Below are 23,596 nucleotides of genomic sequence, written 5' to 3'. Positions count from 1 at the left end.
ACAGTGTTGAGTCCATCATAGACTCTTTTTTCACTGTCTACCGTAAGGGGAAAATACCAACCTCTTTAGATGATCATTTCTTCTTTGTCTTCGTTTTAATGGTTCCGCTGTTTGATACTACGCCTGCCTTGTTTCTTGCAGTAATAGAAATCTTATAGCGCTTGTTTGCAGATAGATTGGTTAGCGTATGTTCCAAATCGGTTATCCATCCACTGTCATAACCATTGTTCGTTGTAACACGGTACTCGGTTTCATTTGAGTTTCCATTCGCTGTCCAAACTACCTTAATCTTTGAAGCAGTGATGTCTTTGGTTTTTATTTTATCCGGACTGTTCGGATTTGTTACGAGAATAACAGATGACTGACTGCTGTCATTTCGGCTCCAAGCTACCAATGTATACGTGTACGTCTTTGAAGGGGTTAATCGCTTATCTGTGAACCATGTAAGTTTCCCTTTATAAATGCTTTTTCCGTCTCGTAACAATTCATAGGTGTCAGCATTTACAACCTTTTTCCATGTGAGTGTAGTACTCGTTGATTTTACCAGTTTTCTCACGAATTTGGGTGATTCTAAATTGTGACTCTTCGTTGCTATCTGAATAACTTGTGGGACGCTTTCTCCCGCATTATTTTTAGCCACCAATGTATACGTGTACGTCTTTGAAGGGGTTAATCGCTTATCTGTGAACCATGTAAGCTTCCCTTTATAAATGCTTTTTCCGTCTCGTAACAATTCATAGGTGTCAGCATTTACAACCTTTTTCCATGTGAGTGTAACATTTGTTGATTTTACCAGTTTTCTCACGAATTTGGGTGATTCTAAATTATGACTCTTCGTTGCTATCTGAATAACTTGTGGGGCACTTTCTCCCGCATTATTTTTAGCCACCAATGAGTAAACGTAGGTGGTTGACCGCTCCAATCCAATATCGTTAAAGCTGGTGTCCACACCGCTGTAGATGATTACGCCGTCACGCTTCAGTTCATAGCTCATCGCTTGCACAACCGGAGCCCAAATGAGAAGAATACTTCTCTCATTGCTTGTGCCAACAAAGTTGATTGGGGCCGTTGGCAGCGGCCTTACTGGAATCGATGGTGATGGCGTGGTCGACGGTGTGGTTGGCGCCGGATCGGCTGTCTTTACTTGCACCGAGGCCGGGCTGCTTTCTCTTGTTCCATTCTTGGCTACCAATGTGTACGTATAGCTCGTGGACGACGTCAAGCCTGTATCCGTATAGGTTAGTTCGTTTCCGCTGTAGACCAGTTGACCGTCTCGCTTCAACTCGTAGTTCTCGGCGTTGTCTGCTGCATTCCAGCTGAGCTTGATGCTCGTTGTAGTGGCTGTGCCTGTCAGATTCGTCGGAGTCGCTGGAGAGGGGTGCCGCCGGGACTGCGGCGCCGGATCGGCTGTCTTTACTTGCACCGATACCGGACTGCTTTCCCCTGTTCCGTTCTTGGCTACCAATGTGTACGTGTAGCTCGTGGACGCCGTCAAGCCTGTATCCGTATAGGTCAGGTCGTTTCCGCTATAGACCACTTGGCCGTCTCGTTTCAACTCGTAGCTCTCGGCGTTGTCTGCTGCATTCCAGCTGAGCTTAATGCTCGTTGTAGTGGCTGTGCCTGTCGGAGTCGCTGGAGTCGCCGGGGCTGGAGTGGTCGGCGTTGGATCAGTCGGCATCGGATCAGTCGGCGTCGGATCAGCTGGCATCGGATCGGCTGTCTTTACTTGCAACGATGCCGGACTGCTTTCTCCGGTTCCGTTCTTGGCTACCAATGTGTACGTGTAGCTCGTGGACGCCGTTAATCCGCTATCCGTATAGGTCAGTTCGCTTCCCGTGTACACCACTTGTCCATCTCTTTGCAACTCGTAGCTCTCAGCACTGTCTGCTGCATTCCAGCTGAGCATGATGCTCGTTGCAGTGGCTGTGCCTGTCAGATTCGTCGGAGTCGCTGGAGTCGCCGGGGCTGGAGTGGTCGGCGTTGGATCAGTCGGCGTCGGATCAGCTGGCATCGGATCGGCTGTCTTTACTTGCACAGATGCCGGACTGCTTTCTCCGCTTCCGTTCTTGGCTACCAATGTGTACGTATAGTTCGTGGACGACGTCAAGCCTGTATCCGTATAGGTCAGGTCGCTCCCCGTGTACACCTCTTGGCCATCGCGTTTCAACTCGTAGCTCTCGGCGTTGTCTGCTGCATTCCAGCTGAGCTTAATGCCCGTTGTAGTGGCTGTACCAGTCAGATTCGCTGGAGTTGCTGGCGCTGGATCAGCTGTTTTTACTTGCACCGATGCTGGACTACTTTCTCCGACACTGCTCTTAGCTACCAATGTGTACGTGTAGGTTGTTGCTGCCGCCAAGCCTGTATTGTCGGTAAGTTGGGATTCGCTTCCGCTGTATATACTAACACCGTCACGCTTCAACTCATAAGTCGTAGCCCCGGCAACATCATCCCAATCCAGCGTGATAGACGAATTTGTAGCGGTGGTTGCGATATTTGCCGGAGTTGGTAATACCGATTTATTCGTTTTGTCTATTATTTTAGCCTCATTGGTCTCCCCATTACTATTCCGTGCAATAAGCGTGTACGTATAATCGGTAAATGGAGACAACCCTGTATCTGTAAAAGTAGAATCCGCTCCTTGGTAAAGGATTGAATTATTTCGTTTGAGTACATAGGTTTCTGCATTTGCAATTTTATCCCAGGTTAGTACCATTTTCTGATCTGTTTTTTCTGTGATCTGCAAGTTAAAGAGCGGAGCAGCAAAACCTGTAGCAACTCCATTATTTCTCTTGGTAACATCATAAACAATTCCCGTTGTCAACGAATCTGGGTTCCATGCCCCAATTAAACCAGCTTCATCTCCACTGAGAGATCGGTTCATATCAGACTGAATATCTTCAGCAGTCCGGGCATAGTTCCAGATACGCACTTCCGCTAACTTACCCGCGAATTTATACTTTGAGTCGTGCCCCCATCCGGATATGACGGCCATTGGAGTAACAGATTTAGATTCAGTCTGTTGCGTGAGAAATAAACTAATGGATTGTTTCTCTCCGTTGATGTAAAGCTCATTTGTATCAGCCGTTGGAACACCATTCGTAAAGACTGCTGCTACATGAACCCATTTGTTCTTCAATTCAGCAGAAGGTATTCCTAAGACACTTCCATCAGCTTGATTAAATCCAAAGTATCCATTAGCAAAATAAAGATTATAGATGTACCAACCAAACGGCTTGACAAAATTCGTCCCATTCCAATACGTCCAGAACTCTACGGTAGTCTTGGCTCCCGGTGTCGTATTAACAGGAAGATTGATTATTTTGATGGTGTCATCTGACCCATCAGTAGTAATGAAGTTTATAGGTTCCACAGGAGTAAACGTATTAGTTGTTGCAGGGTCAAGCACTCCATCTGCAGCACGTACCAAACTTGTTGGAATAAAAATAGGCAGTATGATCCCCAAAAACATAATTAAGGCTAAAAAGGCGTTTGCTATTTTATTGCATTTCATATTTTCCTTCCCCTGTTCCGTCTAACATTTTCTGCAAAAACAACTCGTCGTTTATCATAAAAGTTGATGGTCGCTTGCAGTCAAGCATGTTTCAATCCCCTGACGTTTCAGTCCCCCGATGAGAGGGGCTGAGAAGGGAAACGATCCCGCCGAAACCATAAGACCGTTTTTTTATGTTGCATATTTTAAACAAATAAAAGAATTGTTTTGGCATCCAACTCTTTCAAAAAGATAAAGCCCTCCATCACCCTTTCGTATCTCAACCTAGAGAAGCATTATCGAACTGCCAAAAACCCTGATAGATTGGAACAATTTTACACAGAAATTCCCCTCTCTCTTCCCGTTTTGTAAATATTAATTTCAGATATTCCTTCTGAACGGAAAATTCGACAAAATAATCTCTTTATCATTATCGGATAAGAAATCTTTTATTTTAGGCTCAAAACCAAAATCAGCGCTTGACGAAACCATCAAGATTAAGAATGGAAAAACATTTGTGTGGGTATACGATTTTGTTGGTCCCAAACAGCGCTACAGCAAGCTCTTTCGCTCCCTATTGTTGAACAAGCGCTCGGTTCTACAGCAGTGCATAGCGCCCGCATGCAGCAAGCACCGTCCAGTTCCGTACAGCGTATGCATAACGAGGCGATTCCGGCCGAGTATGAACGGTATGAACGGATCTACGAGCAAGTATGGGAGGGATACTCTCCTTACGGTCGAGACTGCGAAGTTTATGCTAGCGATGCTTATGCTCCGACGTCCCCCAAGGGGGATTCTCATCCCACTGGAACACAAAAAAAGCTTCCTAATATGAATTAGGAAGCTTCTGCAGTACGTCCCAGGAGGGATTCGAACCCCCGACCGACGGCTTAGAAGGCCGTTGCTCTATCCAGCTGAGCTACTGGGACAAAATGGTATTCAATTAAAGCTTATGTATTCAGTGTATTAATTATTATATCACATTTCGGGTAACTGTCAAAAGCATTTTTTCATCCTGCATGGAAACCACTGAGAAAGGAATCATTTGGACGCTAACGGGGTATTATGTACAAAAGGGCATGCTATTACAAGGAGGGGTTGATCCGTGAAGGGTCTATTGTCGTCGCTTTGTTATTTCAGCATTTTCTTTGCACCTTTTCTGCTGCCTATCATCGTGTGGATTGCAGTACGAGACGAATATGTACGGGGACATGCCAAAAAAGCCATTTTATCGCACATTTTCCCCATTATTGCGGCGATTCCGCTGTTTTATTTTATTGTAACAGCCAATCATGCGGGTTCTGTTGTCGGGTTTGTACTGCTGTTCGTAGTGGTTTATCTCGGGGTGTTTGTCTATAACATTTACAAAGGGATTATGACACTGCGTGAAGCTGCGTAGCTCCAAAAAAGCCTCCTGCATTCCGCTGGTTAAACCGGAAGTGGAGGCTTTTTCGGATTACTGGATCATCAAACCTTATTCTTCTCGTTTATTTATTGCCGAAGCGTCTAGGACTTCTACGTACTTCATGTCTTACGTTTTTCTCCAGCACTTCTTCCGCAAACTCATTGTTATGAATATAACTGCTGCTTTTATTCTTCTTGTATTTCGGTTTGCCGTCTATGATTTCCCCCTCCTTTCACGCTGATTCTGCGATGATGCCGGAGTCCAGATCAACAGAAGCCGAGGCATAGCACACCAAATTCTCATCCCCCGAACTCCTTGGCAAACTCCGTGCTGAGCTGCCCGTAGGAGAGCAATTCCCGTTTAAACTTGTTCCGTTCCTCCCCAGCGGTAATGTGTGTGGAATCGGTAAAAGCCTTGTCTGTCACTTCTTCAAATGCGGAGTGCAGATTATTGTCGTACCAATCCAATTCCAAATCGGCGTCATTGCGAATGATCCGTACCATGTCATAGTCATTCTGACCGTCCTGCTGGTTGTTCGCCGTGATATATACCAGCAATTCCGGGTCATCTGCCGCGCCGGGCCGCACCTCTACCTCTGCGCAGCGCACGCCGTCAATTTCAGTGAAGCGACGGATTTTGGCGTCCTTGATGTAGTACATTGGTCTCCCTCCTTCCTTGCGAGTAGACGGGTTGCCCCATCTGTAGTTTTCGGAACGGACAGACATTTTATGCTTCTTTTCGGCATATATACTGATGAACTGGGGATTTAGTTTTTAATTCATTCCAACACTGGATGAACACGACAAAGAGAGGATGAACAGACATGTGCGGAATTACAGGTTTCATACAGTGGAACGGAGACTTAATGCATCAGTCGGAGCTGCTGCTAAATATGACGCAAACACTCTCCAATCGCGGACCTGATGCTGCTGGCACCTGGATATCCAACCCGTGTGCCTTCGGACACCGAAGACTGAGCGTAATGGACCCGGAAAATGGCGCCCAGCCTATGATCCGGCAGCTTGAGGATATCACCTATACGATTGTATATAACGGAGAAATATATAACGCGCCTGAGCTAAAAAAAGAACTGCAGCAGCGCGGGCATTTTTTCCGTACACAATGCGACACGGAGGTGCTGCTCGAAGCCTATATCGAATGGGGCCCCGAATGCGTGGACCGATTAAACGGCATTTTCGCGTTTGCTGTCTGGGATAGCGGGCGGCAGCAGGTCTTTCTGGCGCGGGATCGTCTGGGCGTAAAGCCGCTATTTTATAGCCACAATGAGGATGTGTTCGTATTCGGCTCAGAGCCCAAAGCGCTGCTTCAGCACCCTGCTGTCGAAGCGGCCGTAGACGCCGAGGGATTGGCCGAAATTTTTATCATCGGACCGGCACGTACCCCCGGACACGGCGTCTACTCGTCCATGAAGGAGCTGCGCCCCGGGCATACACTGACCTACGACCGCGATGGCATGCATATTCAGACCTACTGGAAGCTGGAAAGCATTGCGCATGAGGATGACACGGAACAAACAGCGCTCAAGGTACGTGAGCTGTTGCTGGATACGGTGGAGCGGCAGCTCATTTCGGACGTTCCGGTGTGCACCTTGCTGTCTGGCGGTCTGGATTCAAGCGCACTGTCCGCATTAGCTGTCGATTATTACAAGCGTACCGGGCAGGGACAAGTTGATACGTATTCGGTTGATTACGTGGATAACGACAAGCATTTTAAAGCCCATGCGTTCCAGCCCGGAGCCGATGCCCCCTGGATTCAGCGCATGGTGGATGAACTGGGCACCCACCATCACTGGATCGAATTCGATACACCCGAGGTCGTAGAAGCTCTGAACAACTCCACGCTAACACGGGATTTACCGGGGATGGCGGATGTAGATTCGTCGCTGTATCTCTTCTGCCGGGAGATTAAAAAAGGAGCAACCGTTGCCATTTCCGGCGAGGCGGCGGATGAAGTGTTTGGCGGATATCCGTGGTTCCATCGTGAGGATATGCTGAACTCAGGCACGTTCCCGTGGGCGGTCGCTCCCGATATGAGAGCCAGCCTGCTGTCTCCCGAGGTGCGGGACTGGATCAAGCCGCTGGAGTATTTGAATGACCGCTACTCAGAGGCCATAGGAGAAGTACCCAAGCTGTCGGGGGAAACAGGTAAAGCTGCGCAAATGCGTGTTATGTCCTATTTGAACATCACTCGCTTTATGCCTACGCTGCTGGATCGCAAGGATCGGATGAGTATGGGGGTCGGACTCGAAGTACGGGTGCCGTATTGCGATCATCGGCTGGTGCAATATGTATGGAACATCCCGTGGAGCATTAAGACGACAGGCGGACGTGAAAAAGGTATCTTGCGAAAGGCGCTGGAGGGTGTATTGCCGGATGATGTGCTGTACCGTAAAAAAAGCCCATACCCCAAAACACATAACCCTTCCTATCTTGCCGTTGTGAAAAAGCAGGCGCTGGAGCTACTGGATGATTCCTCTTCCCCGCTGCTTAAGCTGATTGATGCGCAAAAGGTGCGTGATATCGCGGCCTCGCCAGAGGCTTCCAGCAATCTGCCCTGGTTTGGTCAGCTGATGTCAGGTCCCCAATTGTTTGCATACCTGACCCAGGTAGATAACTGGCTGCGCACCTACAAAGTAGCAATTCGATAGGATTAGCTAACAACTACAGCAGTTCACAACAGGAACGACGGGTAATTGGGAGTGAATGAGTAACAGAAAAAGTCTACCCGCAAGTGATGAGCTGCGGATAGACTTTTATTGTTATAGGCCTAATCTGATAGTTGAACATGATACGAATTTAAGCCTGCGAATGCCCCAGCTTGGTCGCCAAATTACGCAGGGCTATCCCTCGATGGCTGATAGCCTGCTTTTGTTCCAACGTCAGCTCGGCCATCGTCTTCTCGAACTCAGGCAAATAAAACAACGGATCATAACCAAATCCGCCGCCGCCTGCAGTTTCCGTGGTAATCCAGCCATCCACCGAGCCGGTCGATTCCAATGTCTCCCCGGTCTGAGGATTATACAGAATCAAGGTACAAACGAATTGAGCCGGACTTAGCAAAGGCTGTCCTGTATCATCACCAAGCTGCTTCGATTCTAAAACATCGAGCAGCTTAATATTGTTTTCGTGATCGCTGGCACCTTCTCCAGCATAACGGGCCGAGTATACGCCCGGTGCGCCGTCCAGCAAGTCCACGCACAGGCCGGAATCATCGGCCAGCACGGGCAGTCCTAGCGCATCACCGACCGCCTTGGCCTTTTTCAGCGCATTCTCGGCAAAGGTTTTGCCATCCTCAACGACATCAGGAATGTCGGGGTAATCGTACATGCTTTTGACTTCCTTGCCCAGCGGAGCAAAGGCATGTGCAAATTCACGTATCTTCCCTTTATTCTTGGTAGCGACAATGACAATCGGGCCATCCAGTCGCATCAGACTCCAGCCCCTGTGCGTCCGGCTCCGATCTTATCAGCAATCGGTCCGAGCACTTCCTTTTGACGCTCGATCATTTGTAAGATTCCTTGTTCGCCCAAACTAAGCAGCTGATCCAATTCGTTGCGGTCGAATGGACTTTCTTCTCCGGTGCCTTGCAGCTCGACATATTTGCCACTTCCAGTCATTACCAGATTCATGTCGACTTTGGCCTTGGAATCCTCTTCATAGTTCAGATCCAGCAATGCTTTCTCACCAACAACCCCTACGCTGACAGATGCCAGAAAATCCGTAATGGGAAAAACAGGCAGCTTGTGCTGGGTGGCAATTTTATTGACCGCAATCGCTAACGCTACGAATGAACCGGTGATTGAGGTTGTGCGCGTTCCGCCGTCCGCCTGAATAACGTCACAGTCCAGCGTAATGGTCCGTTCACCAAGCGCCTGCAAATTGACAACCGAACGCAACGCTCTTCCAATCAGACGCTGAATTTCCATCGTACGGCCCGTCAGCTTGCCACGCGCGGCTTCGCGCTGATTACGGCTATGAGTTGCCCGCGGAAGCATGGAGTACTCTGCAGTCACCCAGCCCTTTCCTTGTCCCTTCATGAAGGGTGGAACGCGTTCTTCCACACTAGCCGTGCAAATGACTTTCGTCTCGCCAACCTCTATAAAAACAGAGCCCTCCGCGTATTTATTTACTCCTGCTGTCAATTTTATCGGGCGCAGCTCATCACCGTTTCGTCCGTTAGATCTACTCATGCTTTTTCCTCCTACGTCGTATGCAACCTGTTCTTATATTGTTTATTTTACCAAAGTGTGCAGGCAAAAGCACCCCAAGGACGATTCCCCGCCCTTAAAGAGGAATTTCGTTAATGTGCTGCGGCTTGGCTACAGGTTCTCCATAGTTCTGATTATTTTGTCCAATCACACTTTTCTCACCATTCAGTTCAATCCGAATTTTCGTTTTGGCCGCATCCCCCGAATTGTCTGCTGCTGTCAGTACGACCGATTCCAGAAATTCCGCAGGTACAGCCTCTCCCTTGGCGAACATATCATCCGAGAGTGACACCGTAATTACGTTGTCTTTGGAACGTTCTATTGATTTTAGCGCCGTCTCCCCTGTCATCACTTCCTGTAATCCGTCCTTCGTTTGCGGCCCTTGAATCAATTGATGCAGCGCGGACTGGATACGATCTTTTTCCGGGTTGACCAGCCGTGTGACGGGCACATAATATTGAACTCCGGCAGGAGATGACGATGAAAAATATACCGTGACCGGACTGGAATCCAGCGGTGTCGCACCCTGACCGACCTCCAGATTAATGCCCACTGCGCGTGTCAACGGATGATCCAGCGGCGTACCGTCAACGGGCATTTCGTTCAGTCTTTTGCCATCCATCCAAATCTGCACGTTTTTAATATCGGGGCGGTCGGTCAGGGTCCAGGTCAAGCTTTCCATTAATTTGCGTTCTTCCTGCGGCTTATAGTTGGCAAAAGATTTATTGAATTCAACGACAGCCAGCTTGTTGTTCTTGTCCACTGTCACACTCTTCACTTCTGTACCTTGAGGCAGTACGCCTTTGAAGCCCTCTGGCAATAATCCGGCATATGGCCCACCCTCAACCAGTGTTTCCAGCGCCGACTTGGCATCTGCCTGTACATCACCTGTAGCAATCGGCAAAGATACCGGAGCCAGCAAACCGTTATGATCTTGCAGAAAGACAGCCCTCAGCTGCCCGGTGCTCACAGGTGCTTTTCCGCTTACGGCCTTGATCATGGACTGCTCTAACGTGGACGGCGGGGGATCAATAGATGCTGACTCATTGCCGAAAAGACTGCATCCGGACAACAACAGGGGCAGCGACAGCAGCCCTGCTACAGAAGTCATACGCCATGGGTGTTTTAGGTTCATAAGTGAAGTTCCTCCCTAACAATTTTGTACAGATTGTACTAATATGTATACGAGCCCCGCGTAAAAAATAACTACTTTTTCAGCAGACTGGACACACTGGTCATAATCGCAACAAAAATCAGAATCTATACAAGGAGGGGACTACAGCTTTATGGATAAGAAAAAAGCACCTTACAGCCTGAATAGTAAAAAGGTGGCTGATGCCACCCGTGAATTGCTGCACAAGCGTGGTGTAAGCATGACTGAAATCGCAGAGCTGGTCATGCTGCTACAGAATAAATATTACCCAAACCTGACAATGGAAGAATGCATTGAAAATGTAGACAAAGTCCTGATGAAGCGCGAGGTTCAAAATGCAGTGCTCACCGGCATCCAATTGGATATCCTTGCCGAACAGGGTGCCCTGCTTCCCCCATTGCAGGATATGATTGAGAATGATGAGGGACTATACGGGGTGGATGAAATTCTGGCCTTCTCCATCGTGAATGTGTACGGCAGCATTGGATTTACCAATTACGGTTATGTTGATAAACTCAAACCGGGCGTGCTGGAACGCCTGAATGATAAAAGCCTCGGGCCAATCCATACGTTTTTGGACGATATTGTAGGCGCTATCGCAGCTTCGGCCAGCAGCCGTATCGCCCATCGCAAACAGGCAGAGCGTGAACAGGAGCTTGGGGAAGAAAGCGCACCGAATACTACACGCTAGAAAACAGCAGATAGATGCAGGGTAAGAGGAGAACTGGACATGGCAAACGTAAATGACAAATATGCAATCCGTATGATGAAGGCCGATGATTATGAGCAGGCTTTTGTACTGTGGAACGGTCTGGAAGGATTGGGATTAAGCGAAGCCGACTCGCCGGAGCGAATTGCACGCTTTTTGCAGCGGAATGAAGGACTTAGCTTTGTCTGTGAGTATGAAGGCAGCCTCATAGGCACGATTATGGCAGGACATGATAGTCGTAGAGGATTTCTGTATCATCTGGGCGTTGCCACAGCGCATCGTGGTCAAGGAATCGCCCCGTTGCTGGTGAATGAAGCATTATCTGCTTTGCTGCGAGAGGGCATAGATAAATGCCATCTTTTTGTGATGGAGCATAATGAGGCAGGGCAACGCTTTTGGTCGGCCAACGGCTGGGAGAAACGGGATGGAATTTTACTATATTCCCGAGGACTGGAGTCCAGAGGGCTGGAGTAGCAAGCGATTATTCATGTAAACAGGAATACCAGGTCTGATATAGTTTGGAACCGATCAGACCTGGCACATGAAGTGTGTCTGATAGCATTGCTATTACTTACAGTCCTATTATTTTTGCGGTCGAAGCGTACGTTCTACAATTCCCAATGTGGCTTGACGAGAGAAAAATCTGGAAACCTGGGCGACCCAATAGTTTTGGCGACCGGATATCAGGTGACTCCTTCCCTTTTCAAATGCTTTCAGCGCGTTCTGAACTACTTTTTGCGGGGTTTCTCTGGAACCCACAGAAGCTTCATTGGAACCTACCACATCAAAAAATGCGGTTTCAGTGGCACCCGGACAGAGGGCGAGCACTTTTAGCCCCCGTTTCTGATTTTCGGCCCAAAGCGCTTCACTAAAGGAAAGCACAAATGCTTTGGTTGCTCCATACACGGCCATATACGGATCAGGCTGAAATGCGGCTGTGGAAGAGACGTTGATGATACCTCCATCCCGGTTACGTAATAAATCAGGCATAAATGCATGTGTAATATCTACTAAAGCAGCGACATTAAGCATGATTTCCTCATGCTGACGTTCCCCTGAAACCTGTTCAAAGTAACCATAGGTAGCAAAGCCTGCATTGTTGATCAAAAGATCCACCTTCAATTGATGCTTTTGGACCTCCTGATACAATGTTTGTGGCGCACCTGCTGCTGAAAGATCAAGCGCGATCACGGTTGCCTTTACGTTATATTTCGCAGAAAGCTCTTCGGCCAGCGCCTTTAATTTTGTTTCATTGCGCGCCACCAAAATAAGATTACATTTCTTAGCTGCGAGCGAATAGGCGAACGCCTCGCCAATACCGGATGAAGCCCCCGTGATCAGAGCCGTTTTGTTTGCATACATAAACATGATAAAGACCTCCATAGTATCTTTGTTTTATTTTAGAAACATTGTTACCATTGCTCTATAATGAACTGAAGTCATCCACGATGACGACCTCAGTACATTTCAAATCCTATAATTACAATGAAGGGGCCTTACATGCAGCCAGCGTCTGCTTCATCGTAAATGCATAAATCTCATGGGCCACAGCTGCATCCGAAAAATGACCTGCAAATTGCAGATGGATAACCCCATGTAAGGAAGACCACAGCATTCGGACGACCAGCAACGGATCTTGCTCTGCCAATTGGCCCTGCTCCATAGCGTGTACGACAGTTTGCAGGATTCGGGACAGAGCTGTTGTCGTACCTTCCAGGCTCTGTTCATCCGGTTTGAAATCAGATAATGCCCCGCCAAACATCATTTTGTAATAGGCTGAATGAAGCTGTGCAAATTCCCAGTACGCCCAGCTTAAAGCTTCCAGGTCAGCGAGTACGTCTTCGGTAACAGGTACGTGCTGAAAGGTTTCCGCCAGCAGCCGACATCCATCCAGGTACATTTCATTGGCCAGACCATCTTTGCTGCCGAAGATACTGTAAATAATTTTGGTTGAACAGCTTAATTTCTGCGCAATCCGTCGCACGGTCACGGACTCAGGCCCTTCCTCTACAAGAAGGATGCATGCGGCATCAATAACGTTTTTACGGAGCAATTGCTGCTGCTGAAGCTTCACTTCCGAATAGGTTTTATAGGGCTGCGATGACTCGGCCATGATTCAATACACTTCCTTTTGCTTATTAAAAGACGATTACTACTTTGAAGATCATGCCGTACTCAATGTAAGATCTTACTCATTTTTCAGAAACAGTGTTTCCTTTAAGAATCATAGTATTCTAACCCTGATGGTTTGTCAAATAAAAAAGAACGCAAATAAGTAGGTACACTTACCGCGCTCTGACTGAATGTTAAAAATGAAGCTATGTTTGGCGTTTTACGATCAATAGGCAACGCCTACACGTGCATGTATAAATTCGTGACTCTTCCATTGACGATAGGTAAAATCAGCTGTATCAGCGGTGGAAATCTGTGAGCCGCCTTCGGGCAAAAAGTCTTTTTCCACACGATAAATGCCTGTCCGCGCACCGTCTGGCAGATAGGTTGGACAGACAATGGTCCAGTCCAGCGCCGAATCACGCAGCAATTCGTACACCCGCCGATGTTCCTCTGCCGCACGGGTACTGCGTCGCCGGGTGTCAGAGGACTCATACCGATACAAGCCCGGTTCGGTACGGCTTTGCAAAATCCCTGCTGTCCCTACCGTAATAAGACGGGCCACAGATTGCTTTTGCATGTGCCGGATCAGCAGGTCGATATTCACGGATAAGGTAGTGGTTCCATCCGTATTCAGTGCGCTGATGACAGCCGACACCCCACCCGCCAGCACTCGCGCTACATCCTCGGCACGGGTAGCATCCCCTTGTACCATTCGGAGCTGCGTCCCGTATTTTAATACGTATTCCTCCAGTTTGCCTGGTGATCGGACAAGGACCGTAACAGTATGACCGTCCGCCAATGCATACTCCAATATATACCGCCCTACGCGTCCGGTAGCTCCCAGCAGCAGCAGATTCATAGAAGCCTCTTTCCCGGCATGCATGCCGCTTTGTCATGTTGCTTTGTCTTGTTGGCTATATTCGGTAACTAGTCCCGGCCAAGGGCATAGAAGCGCATAATCTGCTCCGTCTCGCTCATCCAAACCCGCTCACGGCGCACCAGCTCCACCAGATGAGCCAATGTCTCCGACATAGCAAATCGCAGTTGGTGAATCCCCAGCTTGCCTCCGAACACGGCTATACATAGCTCGTAGGCGGTGCTCCCCTCTGGCTGAATCAACTGCTGGAACTTCTCCAGCCGTTCTTCATGATGCGCCAGCAACGCTTGCGTCCGTTCATGAAAGTAATCAAACGGATTGCGGTGCCCCGGATACGCCCATGCGACCTCCAGCTCGCCCAGACGCTGCAAACCGTCTATATAAGACTGCAAGGGCTGGGCATCACTTCCCGGCAGCAGGCTGATATTGGGCGAAATTTGCGGCAAGACCGCATCGCCGCACAGGATCACGCCGCTATTCGGCTCATACAAGGATACATGCCCAGCTGCATGTCCTCCTGTCTCAATAGGCAGCCAGCCGCGTCCGCCCAGCTCCAAACAGGCATTCTCCCTAACAGGAATGATCGTAATCACAGGCTGTGGATTCACTTGCGCATACGCCTGCAGCATATGGGCTACCAAGTCGGGCACCTGCTTCAAAGGAAAGCCATGCCGGACAAAAAAAGCGGGAAGCGTATGCTCCATAGCAGCAGTTGATGCCTGCCCACCCCACATCATCATCGCTTCCTGATGGCTTCGAGCTGACATATGTACACGTGCCTGACTTTGCTGCTGCATCCAGCCAGCCAATCCGTAATGATCCGGGTGATGATGGGTCACCACAATGTCCGAAATATCCGCCAAGGACATCCCTAGCTGCTGGAAGACATGCGCCCATTCTGCCTCTGTGTACAGATTGCGCGGACCAGGGTCTACAATCGTAAAGCCGTGCTGTCCCTTGAGCACATAGCTATTCACCCAACGCAGCGGAAAGGACATGGATATTTTGACCTGAAAGCCTCCATCTATCCCTTCACACGGTGTAAGCTCTGGCCATTTCATGGCTTTCCACCCGCCTTTCCGTTTCAAGCCCGCATGCCGACAAAAATCATTCGGGGCGAAGCATCCTCGATATATTGATCTTCATTATAGCTTCCGTGCACCTGTTCTACAGACAGCCCGGCTTGCTCCAGCAAGGCGCGGAACTTTTCATATGGATACAGCTTTACACGCTCGTGATACACACGAGTTGATTCCTCTCCTGCGGCGGTATGCAAACCAGCAGCGGTTTCAGCAGTCGCAGCCGATGCGGATGAACGAATCGCGATCTGTTTTTTCACAAATCCATCTTCAATCACCCGATGCTCCTCAATCCAATTCCCTTCATCCTCGCGTGACGAGTGCGGTACCAGATGAAGGGCCACGTAGGCAGGGTTCAAATAATCTATGATAAAGCGTCCTCCCGGCTTCAACAATCGATAAATTTCCTTTAATACTTTAAGCTGCTCTTCATCCTGCTCAAAATAGCCGAAGGAAGTGAACAAATTCACCACCGCGTCAAAGCTCTCATCCAGCGGCACCGCTCTCATATCCCCTTGATGCCAGCTTACCCGTCCTTCGGGATCAGCAGCATGCGCCTCTCTCAACAACACACCGGACAGATCCACACCTGTCACCTGATAGCCCGCATCGGCGAGTGCCAGCGAATGGCGTCCCATACCGCAGCATAAATCCAATACGCTGGAGCCTTGCGGTAATTTGAGCCAAGAGATCATTTTCTGCACTTCCTGATAGGCACCCTGAAAGTCGCGATGCTTATATACCAATAAATAATCTTCCCCAAAGCTTTGTTCGTACCATTCTGCCATATCGTTTCTCCTCCATGAGCTCATTTCACTCTATTACATATTATATTAGCTTTCTCAAACTGGAAACTCCAAAGCATTACGAATAAGGATTTTGTAAAAATCCTGAATAAGGAACATGTTACAATAATCATACTTAAGCTAAAATTTTCATAGGAACTTCATAACAGCTTCATGCGATTCACTCCATTTTATCATTAAAATGTATCATGGGAACGCCTTTTGAGCGTATTCATGAAGAAGGAGCGGCAAAGCTATGATTCAAATTGGACTGACGGGTTGGGGCGATCACGATGATCTGTATCCGATCGGCACCAAAGCTAATCAAAAATTAAGCGTCTATGGCAGCCATTTTCCGGTGGTGGAGATGGATAGTTCTTTTTATGCGGTGCAGCCCACGGATCGCATGGCGCGCTGGGCGGCCGAAACCCCTGACTCCTTTTCATTTCTCGTCAAGGCCTATCAAGGCATGACCGGACATACACGCGGCAAGCAGCCTTATTTTAAAACAACCGATGAAATGTATGAAGCCTTGCATGCATCCATACAGCCTCTCCGCGAAGCGGGCAAGCTCAAGGCGGTACTGTTTCAGTACCCACCCTGGTTCGACTGTACACGCGAGAATGTAGCCGTATTGCGAGACACGAAAAAAAGGATGGGAAAGGTCCCATCCGTACTTGAATTCAGGCATCAAAGCTGGTTTACACCCGATTTTCGGAAACGAACGCTGGCATTCATGCACGAGGAAGGCTGGATACACAGCGTATGTGACGAGCCGCAGGCCGGACCGGGCTCTGTTCCCATTGTGCCGCAGGCTACAGACAGCAGCCTGACGGTCGTGCGTCTCCACGGACGAAATGCATCCGGCTGGAATCAAAGCTCCGCGCCTAACTGGCGGGAGGTTCGTTATCTGTATCGGTACAATGAACAGGAACTGACCGAATGGAGAGACAGATTGCTGGAGCTGGAGCAGCAGAGCCGTGAGATTTGCGTTATTTTCAACAATAATTCGGGAGGAGATGCCGCCGCTAACGCCAAGCAGCTGATGACGCTGCTCGGCATGGACCCCAAGCCTTTTCCACCCCGCAAACCACCTCAGGAGAACGAGGGACCAGAACAGCTTGAATTATTTTAAAGGAGGAACTGTGTAAGATGGTTCGGGAAAAGTAGGTATAGACTTCGGCAAGGCGATTAACATCGTTATGTTCGGCAAAGCGAATTAATGGTTCCTTGCCTAAAAATAGACTTTGAGATTTCCTGTCACTTATTTTACAATATTATAGAAACTGGTGTTAAATTTGGAGATTATAAGGAGGATATTGGAAATGACACCTAACAAGAGATTGAAGACATATCCACTTACAAAAGCAAAGCATGTAAAGGTTCATGGTCGAACTACGCACACACTTGCACCACTAACTCTGTTTTGGACAGGCAGCGGCATTGAATTAAATATCAAAGGCTCGGAGTTGTGGATTGAAATGGAAGTCGATTATCAGGTGTACGAGCAATGGATCAGTATTGTCATCAATGGTGTCCCAGTGAGTCGCTTGATGGCGACCGAAGGACGGCATTGGATTTGTATTTTGAGAGGTATGGACCCTGAAACAGCCAAAAATGTCCGTGTGGTCAAGGATGTCCAGCCTATGAGTTCGGACTCGCGCTGCTTGCTGCAAATTCATGCCCTGAGGATTGATGGAGAATTGCTGCCGGTTGCAGATAAGCCCCACAAGGTGGAATTTATCGGTGACAGCATTACCTCGGGAGAAGGAACGATTGGAGCAAAGGAAGAGGTGGACTGGGTTCCCATGTTGTTCACGGCACTACATAATTATACAGCCATCACTGCTGAAGCACTGAATGCGGATTACCGAGTGCTGTCACAAAGCGGATGGGGTGTGCTGACGGGCTGGGATAATAATCCGCATACGAACATACCGGCATATTATGAGCAGGTATGTGGTGTGCTCACCGGAGAGAGAAATGAAACATTAGGGGCATTTTCCGATCATGATTTCACCTCATGGCAGCCGGATGTGGTCGTGGTGAATTTGGGGACTAATGACGGGGGAGCCTTTTATTCTCCTGCATGGACGGACCCCACAAGCGGGAAAGTGTACAAGCAGCGCTTGAACGAGGACGGCACATTCAATGAAGAAGATCTACAAGCTTTTGAAAACGCTGTCAAAAAATTTCTTATCAAGCTTCGTACCTGTAATCCCGCCGCCCATATTGTGTGGGCCTATGGGATGCTGGGTACTCCGATGATGCCAGCCATCTACCGGGCGGTAGACGCATATAAGAAAAGAACGAGGGATCGGAATGTATCCGTGTTCCAGCTGCCTAACACGACGGAAGAAACGATAGGATCTCGCAGCCATCCCGGGCTCCCCGCCCATACCAAAGCAGCAAATGAACTGATAGTGTATTTGCGAGAGATTTTAAAGAATTAGAATCCGGGAAGCAGGATTAGCTCTGGCATAGAATGCGAGATATACGACAAACGATCGTATATCCGCATTCTACATTTAGGAAATACTCAGCTCCCAATACCCCCTCTCGGCCCGGTAGACGACCTCGCTCGGATCATAGTCGGCGCCACGTACGATTTCAACCGCATACGTATCACCTATCCAGAAAAAAAACCATACCTCATCCCTCCAGATTGCAAGATACTCCATGCTATACAAGAAATTGTTCAGCGTATTGGACAAATTAGCAATCAATCTATCAATTCGGTTTAAAATAACCGATAGTAAATACATATGAGATAAATATTAGAAATTGAATACGCACATAGAAAGCAGGGGGTTTGATGAAACAACTGAAACGACTGAAGAATTTAACATTGCGCAAAAAATTGACAGTAGCATTCCTGCTGGTCATGCTCGTACCTAGTATTATTGTTAGTTCGTTTTCCTATAAGGCAGCATATGACCAAACGGACCGTCAATTACTCGACAGTGCGACTACTAGCGTCACCGCATCTGATCGCGCAATTACCCAAACCATTCAAGCCAAAATCGCGGATATCGAATATTATTCTACTACGATAACCGTTAGTGATAGCAGTACAGAAGCAGATGAAGACATTCTGAATAGGTTACAAGTGTATTTGAAAATGCATGCAGAAGTCACCGATATGTTTGTAGGAACTCCTGAAGGAAAGCTCATCATTGGCAAACCCACAGGACGTACAACTGATCCTCGTGAGCGTCCGTGGTACAAACAAGCCATTGAAAAACCTGGGCAAACCGTAGTCAGCTCTGTCGAACTCAATTCGAGCAAGGTTCCCGTTGTGTATATTTCACGTACACTTCCCGACAACAGTGGTGTTCTCGGTCTTTCTCTGAATTTGAATAATTTGAAAGAAATCACAAATTTAAAAATCGGGCAAAATGGTTATATCATGATATTGGATGGTACCAAACGTGTCGTTACCCACCCGACAGAAGTCAGCGGAAGTACGAAAATGGGTGAAATGCTGCCACAACTGTTTGCCTCCAAGGAAGGCAGCTTTGGTTATGATCTGAATGGCATAGCCAAAAACCTGATTTTCAAAACCAACGCGCTGACAGGCTGGAAAATTGCCGGAACGATGGACCAAGCGGAAACCAGTGCCTCCGCCAAACCGATACTCGTTACGACAATCGTTGTCCTGGTGATTTCAGCCATCATCATCGGTGTACTGGCCATGTTGATGATCAACGGCATACTCAAGCCGATTCAAAGATTGCGTAATTCCATGGATGCAATCAGCCAAGGTAATCTTTCCATCGATGTGGCAACTTCAAGTTCCGATGAAATTGGCGATTTATCCAGATATTTTCAACAAATGGTGGATAACCTGCGTAACATGATTCGAGAAATTCAAGCGATGACAGGCAATTTGTCAGCCTCCTCGCAAGAGCTTGCCGCAGGGGCAGAACAAACAACCCGTGCGATTGAGCATGTGACCGTAGCTATTCAAGATGTAGCCGCAGGCAGTGAACGTCAAGTACACAGCGCAAAAGATAATCAGGAACGGGTCAGCAGCATGTCCGCTGACATTACAGCCATGACTGCCACCATGGCTGAAATGACCACTTATTCTGCTCAGGCCATTGAGGCGTCGGATGTAGGCAGTGAGCATATCGGCAATAGTGTCGTTTCCATTGACGGCATTCGCACGACGGTGGAAGAGCTCGATACGATTGTCAGCGCTTTGAGTGACCGATCCGGACGAATCGGAACGATTGTCACCGTCATAACCGAAATCGCCAGTCAGACTAACCTGCTCGCACTGAACGCTTCTATTGAAGCAGCACGCGCAGGCGAGCACGGCAAGGGTTTTGCTGTTGTAGCGACGGAGGTCCGCAAGCTGGCTGAAAATTCGGCTCATTCAGCACAGCAAATTCGTGAACAAATTCAAGGAATACAGAGCGGTGTATCTGAGGCCCTGATCGCAATGGAATCTGCCAAAGAACGTGTAAGCGAAGGTATCAATTCCATTGACCTGTCCGGTCGTTCCTTCTCTCGCATCCGTAGAGCGGTAGCCAAATCGGCGAAGCAGCTCGATAACGTTGCTGCTTCTACCGCCGGGGTTGCAGAGGGAACAGGCACAGTCGTTAGCAGCATGGAGGAAATTACGCGCATCGCTGAGGAAGCGGCATCCCATACAGAGACCGTATCCGCCGCCGCCGAGGAACAGCTCGCCTCGATGGAAGAGATCGGTTCTTCCGCTGCCGATTTGACCCGTCTGGCCGAACAGCTTCAAGATTTGCTGCACCAATTCCAATTGGATGAAACAAAATAATCGTTCCAACCGATAAATATAGAGAAAGAATCTTGATCATGAAGGAGGATTGGAATATGGATATCGCAGCATTATCGACAGGTATGAGCCAGGCCAGCCTGGCCCAAGCCGCAAGTATAAAGGTTGCTGCTCTGGCCAAGGATCAAGCCAATGAGCAAGGGCAGGCGCTGATACAGATGATGGAAAAAAGCGTACAGCCTCATCTCGGGGGTCAACTGGACATCCGGGTGTAAGTGTATCTAAATTCATGCTGAAGGGCGATTCTGCTCAGGTCTGGACAGACCCGAGTAGAATCGCTTTTTTGATCTGTTATTTTTCGTTCAGCGCAAAACGTAGTAAACTAGACATATCGTCCACGACCTCGGTTCGGGGGATAAAGCAAAATTCGTACAATTACAAGTACAAAGGAGGATACATACTTTATGAGTTATTCCGCTTATTTTGAACAAGCCAAAGAGCAACAACTGAATGAGCTGAAGGAATGGTTGTCCATTCCGAGTATCTCCGCATTATCGGAGCACAAAAAGGACATCAACCAGGCAGCCGAATGGCTCGCTGCCAAACTGACTGCTGCCGGTCTGGAAAACGTTGAGATTATTCCAACCAAAGGTCATCCACTGGTGTACGCTGATCATTTGCATGCGCCTGGTAAACCGACCATCCTTGTATACGGCCACTATGATGTACAGCCCGTTGATCCGCTTCACCTGTGGGAAACCCCGCCGTTCGAGCCATCTATCCGCGATGGAAAATTGTATGCACGCGGAGCGACAGACGACAAAGGGCAGGTATTTTTGCACATTAAGGCGGTTGAGGCCATTTTGAAGCAAGAGGGCAAGCTGCCGCTGAACATCAAATTCTGCATTGAAGGCGAGGAAGAAGTGTCCAGCCCGAACCTGCTTGAGTTTTTGCAGACCGGAGCTGAACGTCTGGCTGCCGACGCTGTACTGGTGTCCGACACCTCCCTGATCGAAAAAGGCAAGCCTGCGATTTGCACAGGTCTACGCGGATTGTGCTCACTGGAAGTGGCCATTCACACCGCAAATACGGATCTGCATTCCGGCTCCTTTGGCGGCGGCGTACCGAATGCTCTGCATGCTATGGTGTCCTTGCTGGCAACCCTGCATGACGACAAGGGCGGTGTTAGCGTCGAAGGGTTCTACGATGATGTTGCGCCGTTATCGGCAGAGATGAGAGAAGAATTTGTGAAGCAAGGCTTCAATGAGAGCAAGCTGCAGCAGGAACTTGCGCTTGATTCTCTGTATGGCGAAGAAGGTTTCAGCTTCGTTGAGCGTGTTGGAGCGCGTCCTACACTGGAGCTGAACGGCGTGTACGGCGGATTCCAGGGTGAGGGCACCAAAACGGTCATTCCGAAGGAAGCTCATGCGAAAATTACGTGCCGTTTGGTAGCGAACCAGAATCCGCAGGACATTCTGAATAAAATCGAGCGTCATTTGCGTGCTCATGTTCAGCCAGGAGCTACTCTGGAAATCCAACAGGGTGAGAAAGCAAACGCCTTTAACATTGACCCGTCACATGCGTTTTTGCAAGCCGCAGCGGATGCTTTTGAAAAAGTGTACGGTGTGCGTGCTCTGTTTACTAAAGATGGCGGCTCCATTCCGATCGTGGAAACCTTCTCCCGTGTGCTGACTGCTCCGGTTGTATTGATGGGCTTTGGCTTGCCGGATGAGAACCTGCATGCGCCAAACGAGCATTTTAATTTGGAGAATTTCGACAAAGGTCTGTTAACCATTGTAGAGTTCTTGAAGTCGGTGTAAGCTCACCAGCTTCCTATAAATATGTTACAATAGAAAGGGCGAAAGCCCTTTCTATTTTTGTAGAGGAGTGCTGCACCATATGATTATCCAATTCATTCGTTTACGGTAATGTGAGGTACAGTTATGTAAAGCTCAATCATTTTTCAAAAAAATGGGTTGGGCTTATTTGACTGTGCCTTTTTCATTCACCAAAATACGAATGAATGGGGTATTCTTCATGTCCAAATGGAATAAACACGCGATAAAGGCCAATCAGTTTGCAAAACATCAACACCTCTTTAGGTGTCCCCTATGCTCTCAACCGATGCGTATGGTGGAATGTAAAAGCCTCCTATGTACGAACCAGCATTGCTATGACCTGTCCAAACACGGGTATGTACATTTATCCTCCCGGGCCTACAAAACCAAATATGATAAACAGCTGTTTGCCTCCAGAAGAAGGATGTGCAACAGCGGATTTTTCGATCCCTTAAATGAAGCCATGACCAACCATCTGATGGAATTTATGAAGCCCCTGCCCGGCCGCACAATACATCATTATTTGTTGGATGCCGGTTGCGGGGAAGGCTCTCATCTGAGCCACATTCAGGAAAAGCTAACCCGGAGAGGAATCAGTGAGCTTACTGGTGTAGGCATGGATGTGTCCAAAGAAGGCATTGCTGCTGCCTCCAAAACATATCCGCATCCTCTCTGGTGCGTTGCCGATCTGGCTCATTGTCCTTTTGCAAATCAACAATTTGACGGTATACTCAATATTTTATCCCCCTCCAATTATGCTGAATTTACAAGAGTTCTTTCAGAGGAGGGCTGCATCCTGAAGGTCATTCCAGAACAATGTTATCTTGAGGAATTGAGATACTTGTATAAACAGAACAAGAATATGCCTGTATATTCGAACGACAATACGGTAAGCCGATTTAAAGAGCATTTTAAACTTCTGAACGCCGAACGGGTAACCTATCGCTTTGCGTTAAACGCAGACCTCATTGAGCCTTTAATCCATATGACTCCCTTATCGTGGGGAGCGACGGAAGCAGATTGGCATCGAGTAAAGGAAATGAATTTAACGCATATTACAATAGATTTGCTCATCTTATGTGGTAAAAAATAAGATGCAAACAAGCATTCACGACATGTGATTCCACACGCTTCGTGAATGCTTGTTTTTGGTTATTCTTGTTT

Annotated in this window: 21 protein-coding genes, 1 tRNA gene and 2 pseudogenes; 12 read left to right on the top strand and 12 right to left on the bottom strand. The window is 48.2% G+C overall.

Annotated features, from left to right (window positions below; genetic code table 11):
- Window positions 1–73 precede the first annotated feature (73 nt).
- Window positions 74–3,511: a fibronectin type III domain-containing protein gene (locus B4V02_RS05555; RefSeq protein WP_094154042.1), complete on the bottom strand. Its 3,438-nt coding sequence runs from the start codon at window positions 3,509–3,511 to the stop codon at window positions 74–76.
- 493 nt (window positions 3,512–4,004) lie between these two features.
- Here B4V02_RS05555 and B4V02_RS27190 point away from each other — a divergent pair.
- Window positions 4,005–4,210, top strand: a pseudogene (locus tag B4V02_RS27190) (ISL3 family transposase); the annotation flags it as partial.
- A 135-nt stretch (window positions 4,211–4,345) separates the two neighbouring features.
- Here B4V02_RS27190 and B4V02_RS05545 read toward each other — a convergent pair.
- A tRNA-Arg gene (locus B4V02_RS05545) sits at window positions 4,346–4,419 on the bottom strand.
- Between the two features lie 176 nt (window positions 4,420–4,595).
- On the opposite strand from B4V02_RS05545, the gene B4V02_RS05540 reads away from it, so the two are divergent.
- Window positions 4,596–4,889, top strand: coding sequence for a magnetosome magnetite crystal formation protein family (locus tag B4V02_RS05540; RefSeq protein ID WP_068500244.1), 294 nt, complete (start codon window positions 4,596–4,598; stop codon window positions 4,887–4,889).
- 305 nt (window positions 4,890–5,194) lie between these two features.
- Here B4V02_RS05540 and B4V02_RS05535 read toward each other — a convergent pair whose 3' ends face one another.
- Window positions 5,195–5,554, bottom strand: coding sequence for a hypothetical protein (locus B4V02_RS05535; RefSeq protein WP_094154041.1), 360 nt, complete (start codon window positions 5,552–5,554; stop codon window positions 5,195–5,197).
- A gap of 164 nt (window positions 5,555–5,718) precedes the next feature.
- Between B4V02_RS05535 and asnB the strand changes: the two genes are divergently transcribed.
- Complete coding sequence (gene asnB / locus B4V02_RS05530; protein WP_094154040.1) at window positions 5,719–7,563, top strand: asparagine synthase (glutamine-hydrolyzing); 1,845 nt, start codon at window positions 5,719–5,721, stop codon at window positions 7,561–7,563.
- A gap of 148 nt (window positions 7,564–7,711) precedes the next feature.
- On the opposite strand, the gene B4V02_RS05525 is transcribed toward asnB, so the two are convergent.
- The 3 genes from B4V02_RS05525 to B4V02_RS05515 form a co-directional block, all read right to left on the bottom strand.
- Window positions 7,712–8,344: an XTP/dITP diphosphatase gene (locus tag B4V02_RS05525; protein ID WP_094154039.1), complete on the bottom strand. Its 633-nt coding sequence runs from the start codon at window positions 8,342–8,344 to the stop codon at window positions 7,712–7,714.
- Window positions 8,344–9,105, bottom strand: coding sequence for a ribonuclease PH (rph, locus tag B4V02_RS05520; RefSeq protein ID WP_094154038.1), 762 nt, complete (start codon window positions 9,103–9,105; stop codon window positions 8,344–8,346). Before rph ends, B4V02_RS05525 begins: the two co-directional genes overlap by 1 nt.
- Before the next feature lie 94 nt (window positions 9,106–9,199).
- Window positions 9,200–10,258, bottom strand: coding sequence for a GerMN domain-containing protein (locus tag B4V02_RS05515; RefSeq protein ID WP_010347999.1), 1,059 nt, complete (start codon window positions 10,256–10,258; stop codon window positions 9,200–9,202).
- 151 nt (window positions 10,259–10,409) lie between these two features.
- Here B4V02_RS05515 and B4V02_RS05510 point away from each other — a divergent pair, with 151 nt between their 5' ends.
- Together B4V02_RS05510 and B4V02_RS05505 are read left to right on the top strand one after the other, a co-directional pair.
- Window positions 10,410–10,967, top strand: coding sequence for a phosphatidylglycerophosphatase A family protein (locus B4V02_RS05510; RefSeq protein WP_007431795.1), 558 nt, complete (start codon window positions 10,410–10,412; stop codon window positions 10,965–10,967).
- Between the two features lie 39 nt (window positions 10,968–11,006).
- Window positions 11,007–11,459, top strand: coding sequence for a GNAT family N-acetyltransferase (locus B4V02_RS05505; RefSeq protein WP_094154037.1), 453 nt, complete (start codon window positions 11,007–11,009; stop codon window positions 11,457–11,459).
- Window positions 11,460–11,567: 108 nt separating this feature from the next.
- On the opposite strand, the gene B4V02_RS05500 is transcribed toward B4V02_RS05505, so the two are convergent.
- The 5 genes from B4V02_RS05500 to B4V02_RS05480 all read right to left on the bottom strand — a co-directional run bounded on the left by B4V02_RS05500 (window position 11,568) and on the right by B4V02_RS05480 (window position 15,844).
- On the bottom strand, window positions 11,568–12,353 hold the full coding sequence (locus B4V02_RS05500; RefSeq protein WP_094154036.1) for an SDR family NAD(P)-dependent oxidoreductase: 786 nt from the start codon (window positions 12,351–12,353) through the stop codon (window positions 11,568–11,570).
- 112 nt (window positions 12,354–12,465) lie between these two features.
- Window positions 12,466–13,098, bottom strand: a complete 633-nt coding sequence (locus tag B4V02_RS05495) for a TetR/AcrR family transcriptional regulator (protein WP_094154035.1) — start codon at window positions 13,096–13,098, stop codon at window positions 12,466–12,468.
- A 225-nt stretch (window positions 13,099–13,323) separates the two neighbouring features.
- Entirely contained in the window at window positions 13,324–13,959 is a 636-nt protein-coding gene (locus tag B4V02_RS05490; RefSeq protein WP_094154034.1) for an NAD(P)-dependent oxidoreductase, read from the bottom strand.
- Window positions 13,960–14,027: 68 nt separating this feature from the next.
- On the bottom strand, window positions 14,028–15,038 hold the full coding sequence (locus B4V02_RS05485; protein ID WP_094156947.1) for an MBL fold metallo-hydrolase: 1,011 nt from the start codon (window positions 15,036–15,038) through the stop codon (window positions 14,028–14,030).
- 23 nt (window positions 15,039–15,061) lie between these two features.
- The gene (locus tag B4V02_RS05480; protein ID WP_094154033.1) at window positions 15,062–15,844 is read right to left on the bottom strand and encodes a class I SAM-dependent methyltransferase; all 783 of its coding nucleotides are present in this window, start codon (window positions 15,842–15,844) and stop codon (window positions 15,062–15,064) included.
- Window positions 15,845–16,097: 253 nt separating this feature from the next.
- Between B4V02_RS05480 and B4V02_RS05475 the strand changes: the two genes are divergently transcribed.
- Together B4V02_RS05475 and B4V02_RS05470 are read left to right on the top strand one after the other, a co-directional pair.
- Window positions 16,098–16,976, top strand: a complete 879-nt coding sequence (locus tag B4V02_RS05475) for a DUF72 domain-containing protein (RefSeq protein ID WP_094154032.1) — start codon at window positions 16,098–16,100, stop codon at window positions 16,974–16,976.
- 190 nt (window positions 16,977–17,166) lie between these two features.
- A complete protein-coding gene (locus tag B4V02_RS05470; RefSeq protein ID WP_094154031.1) occupies window positions 17,167–18,294 on the top strand; it encodes an SGNH/GDSL hydrolase family protein in 1,128 nt (375 codons plus the stop codon).
- A gap of 75 nt (window positions 18,295–18,369) precedes the next feature.
- Here B4V02_RS05470 and B4V02_RS05465 read toward each other — a convergent pair whose 3' ends face one another.
- On the bottom strand, window positions 18,370–18,555 hold the full coding sequence (locus B4V02_RS05465) for a hypothetical protein (protein WP_094154030.1): 186 nt from the start codon (window positions 18,553–18,555) through the stop codon (window positions 18,370–18,372).
- A 101-nt stretch (window positions 18,556–18,656) separates the two neighbouring features.
- Between B4V02_RS05465 and B4V02_RS05460 the strand changes: the two genes are divergently transcribed.
- The 5 genes and pseudogenes from B4V02_RS05460 to B4V02_RS05445 all read left to right on the top strand — a co-directional run bounded on the left by B4V02_RS05460 (window position 18,657) and on the right by B4V02_RS05445 (window position 23,525).
- Window positions 18,657–20,636, top strand: coding sequence for a methyl-accepting chemotaxis protein (locus B4V02_RS05460; RefSeq protein WP_094154029.1), 1,980 nt, complete (start codon window positions 18,657–18,659; stop codon window positions 20,634–20,636).
- Window positions 20,637–20,692: 56 nt separating this feature from the next.
- On the top strand, window positions 20,693–20,869 hold the full coding sequence (locus B4V02_RS05455) for a YjfB family protein (protein WP_007431806.1): 177 nt from the start codon (window positions 20,693–20,695) through the stop codon (window positions 20,867–20,869).
- A 189-nt stretch (window positions 20,870–21,058) separates the two neighbouring features.
- Window positions 21,059–22,414 (top strand): dipeptidase, encoded by a 1,356-nt coding sequence (locus B4V02_RS05450; RefSeq protein ID WP_094154028.1) that lies wholly within the window; start codon window positions 21,059–21,061, stop codon window positions 22,412–22,414.
- A gap of 151 nt (window positions 22,415–22,565) precedes the next feature.
- Window positions 22,566–22,787, top strand: a pseudogene (locus B4V02_RS27080) (putative RNA methyltransferase); the annotation flags it as partial.
- 69 nt (window positions 22,788–22,856) lie between these two features.
- A complete protein-coding gene (locus B4V02_RS05445) occupies window positions 22,857–23,525 on the top strand; it encodes a methyltransferase domain-containing protein (RefSeq protein ID WP_244188457.1) in 669 nt (222 codons plus the stop codon).
- Window positions 23,526–23,596: the final 71 nt, after the last annotated feature.

Origin of the sequence: Paenibacillus kribbensis (genome assembly GCF_002240415.1) — a bacterium.
In the GTDB taxonomy this organism is placed as follows: Bacteria; Bacillota; Bacilli; order Paenibacillales; family Paenibacillaceae; genus Paenibacillus; species Paenibacillus kribbensis.
This window is presented reverse-complemented; position numbering and strand designations above follow the sequence as displayed.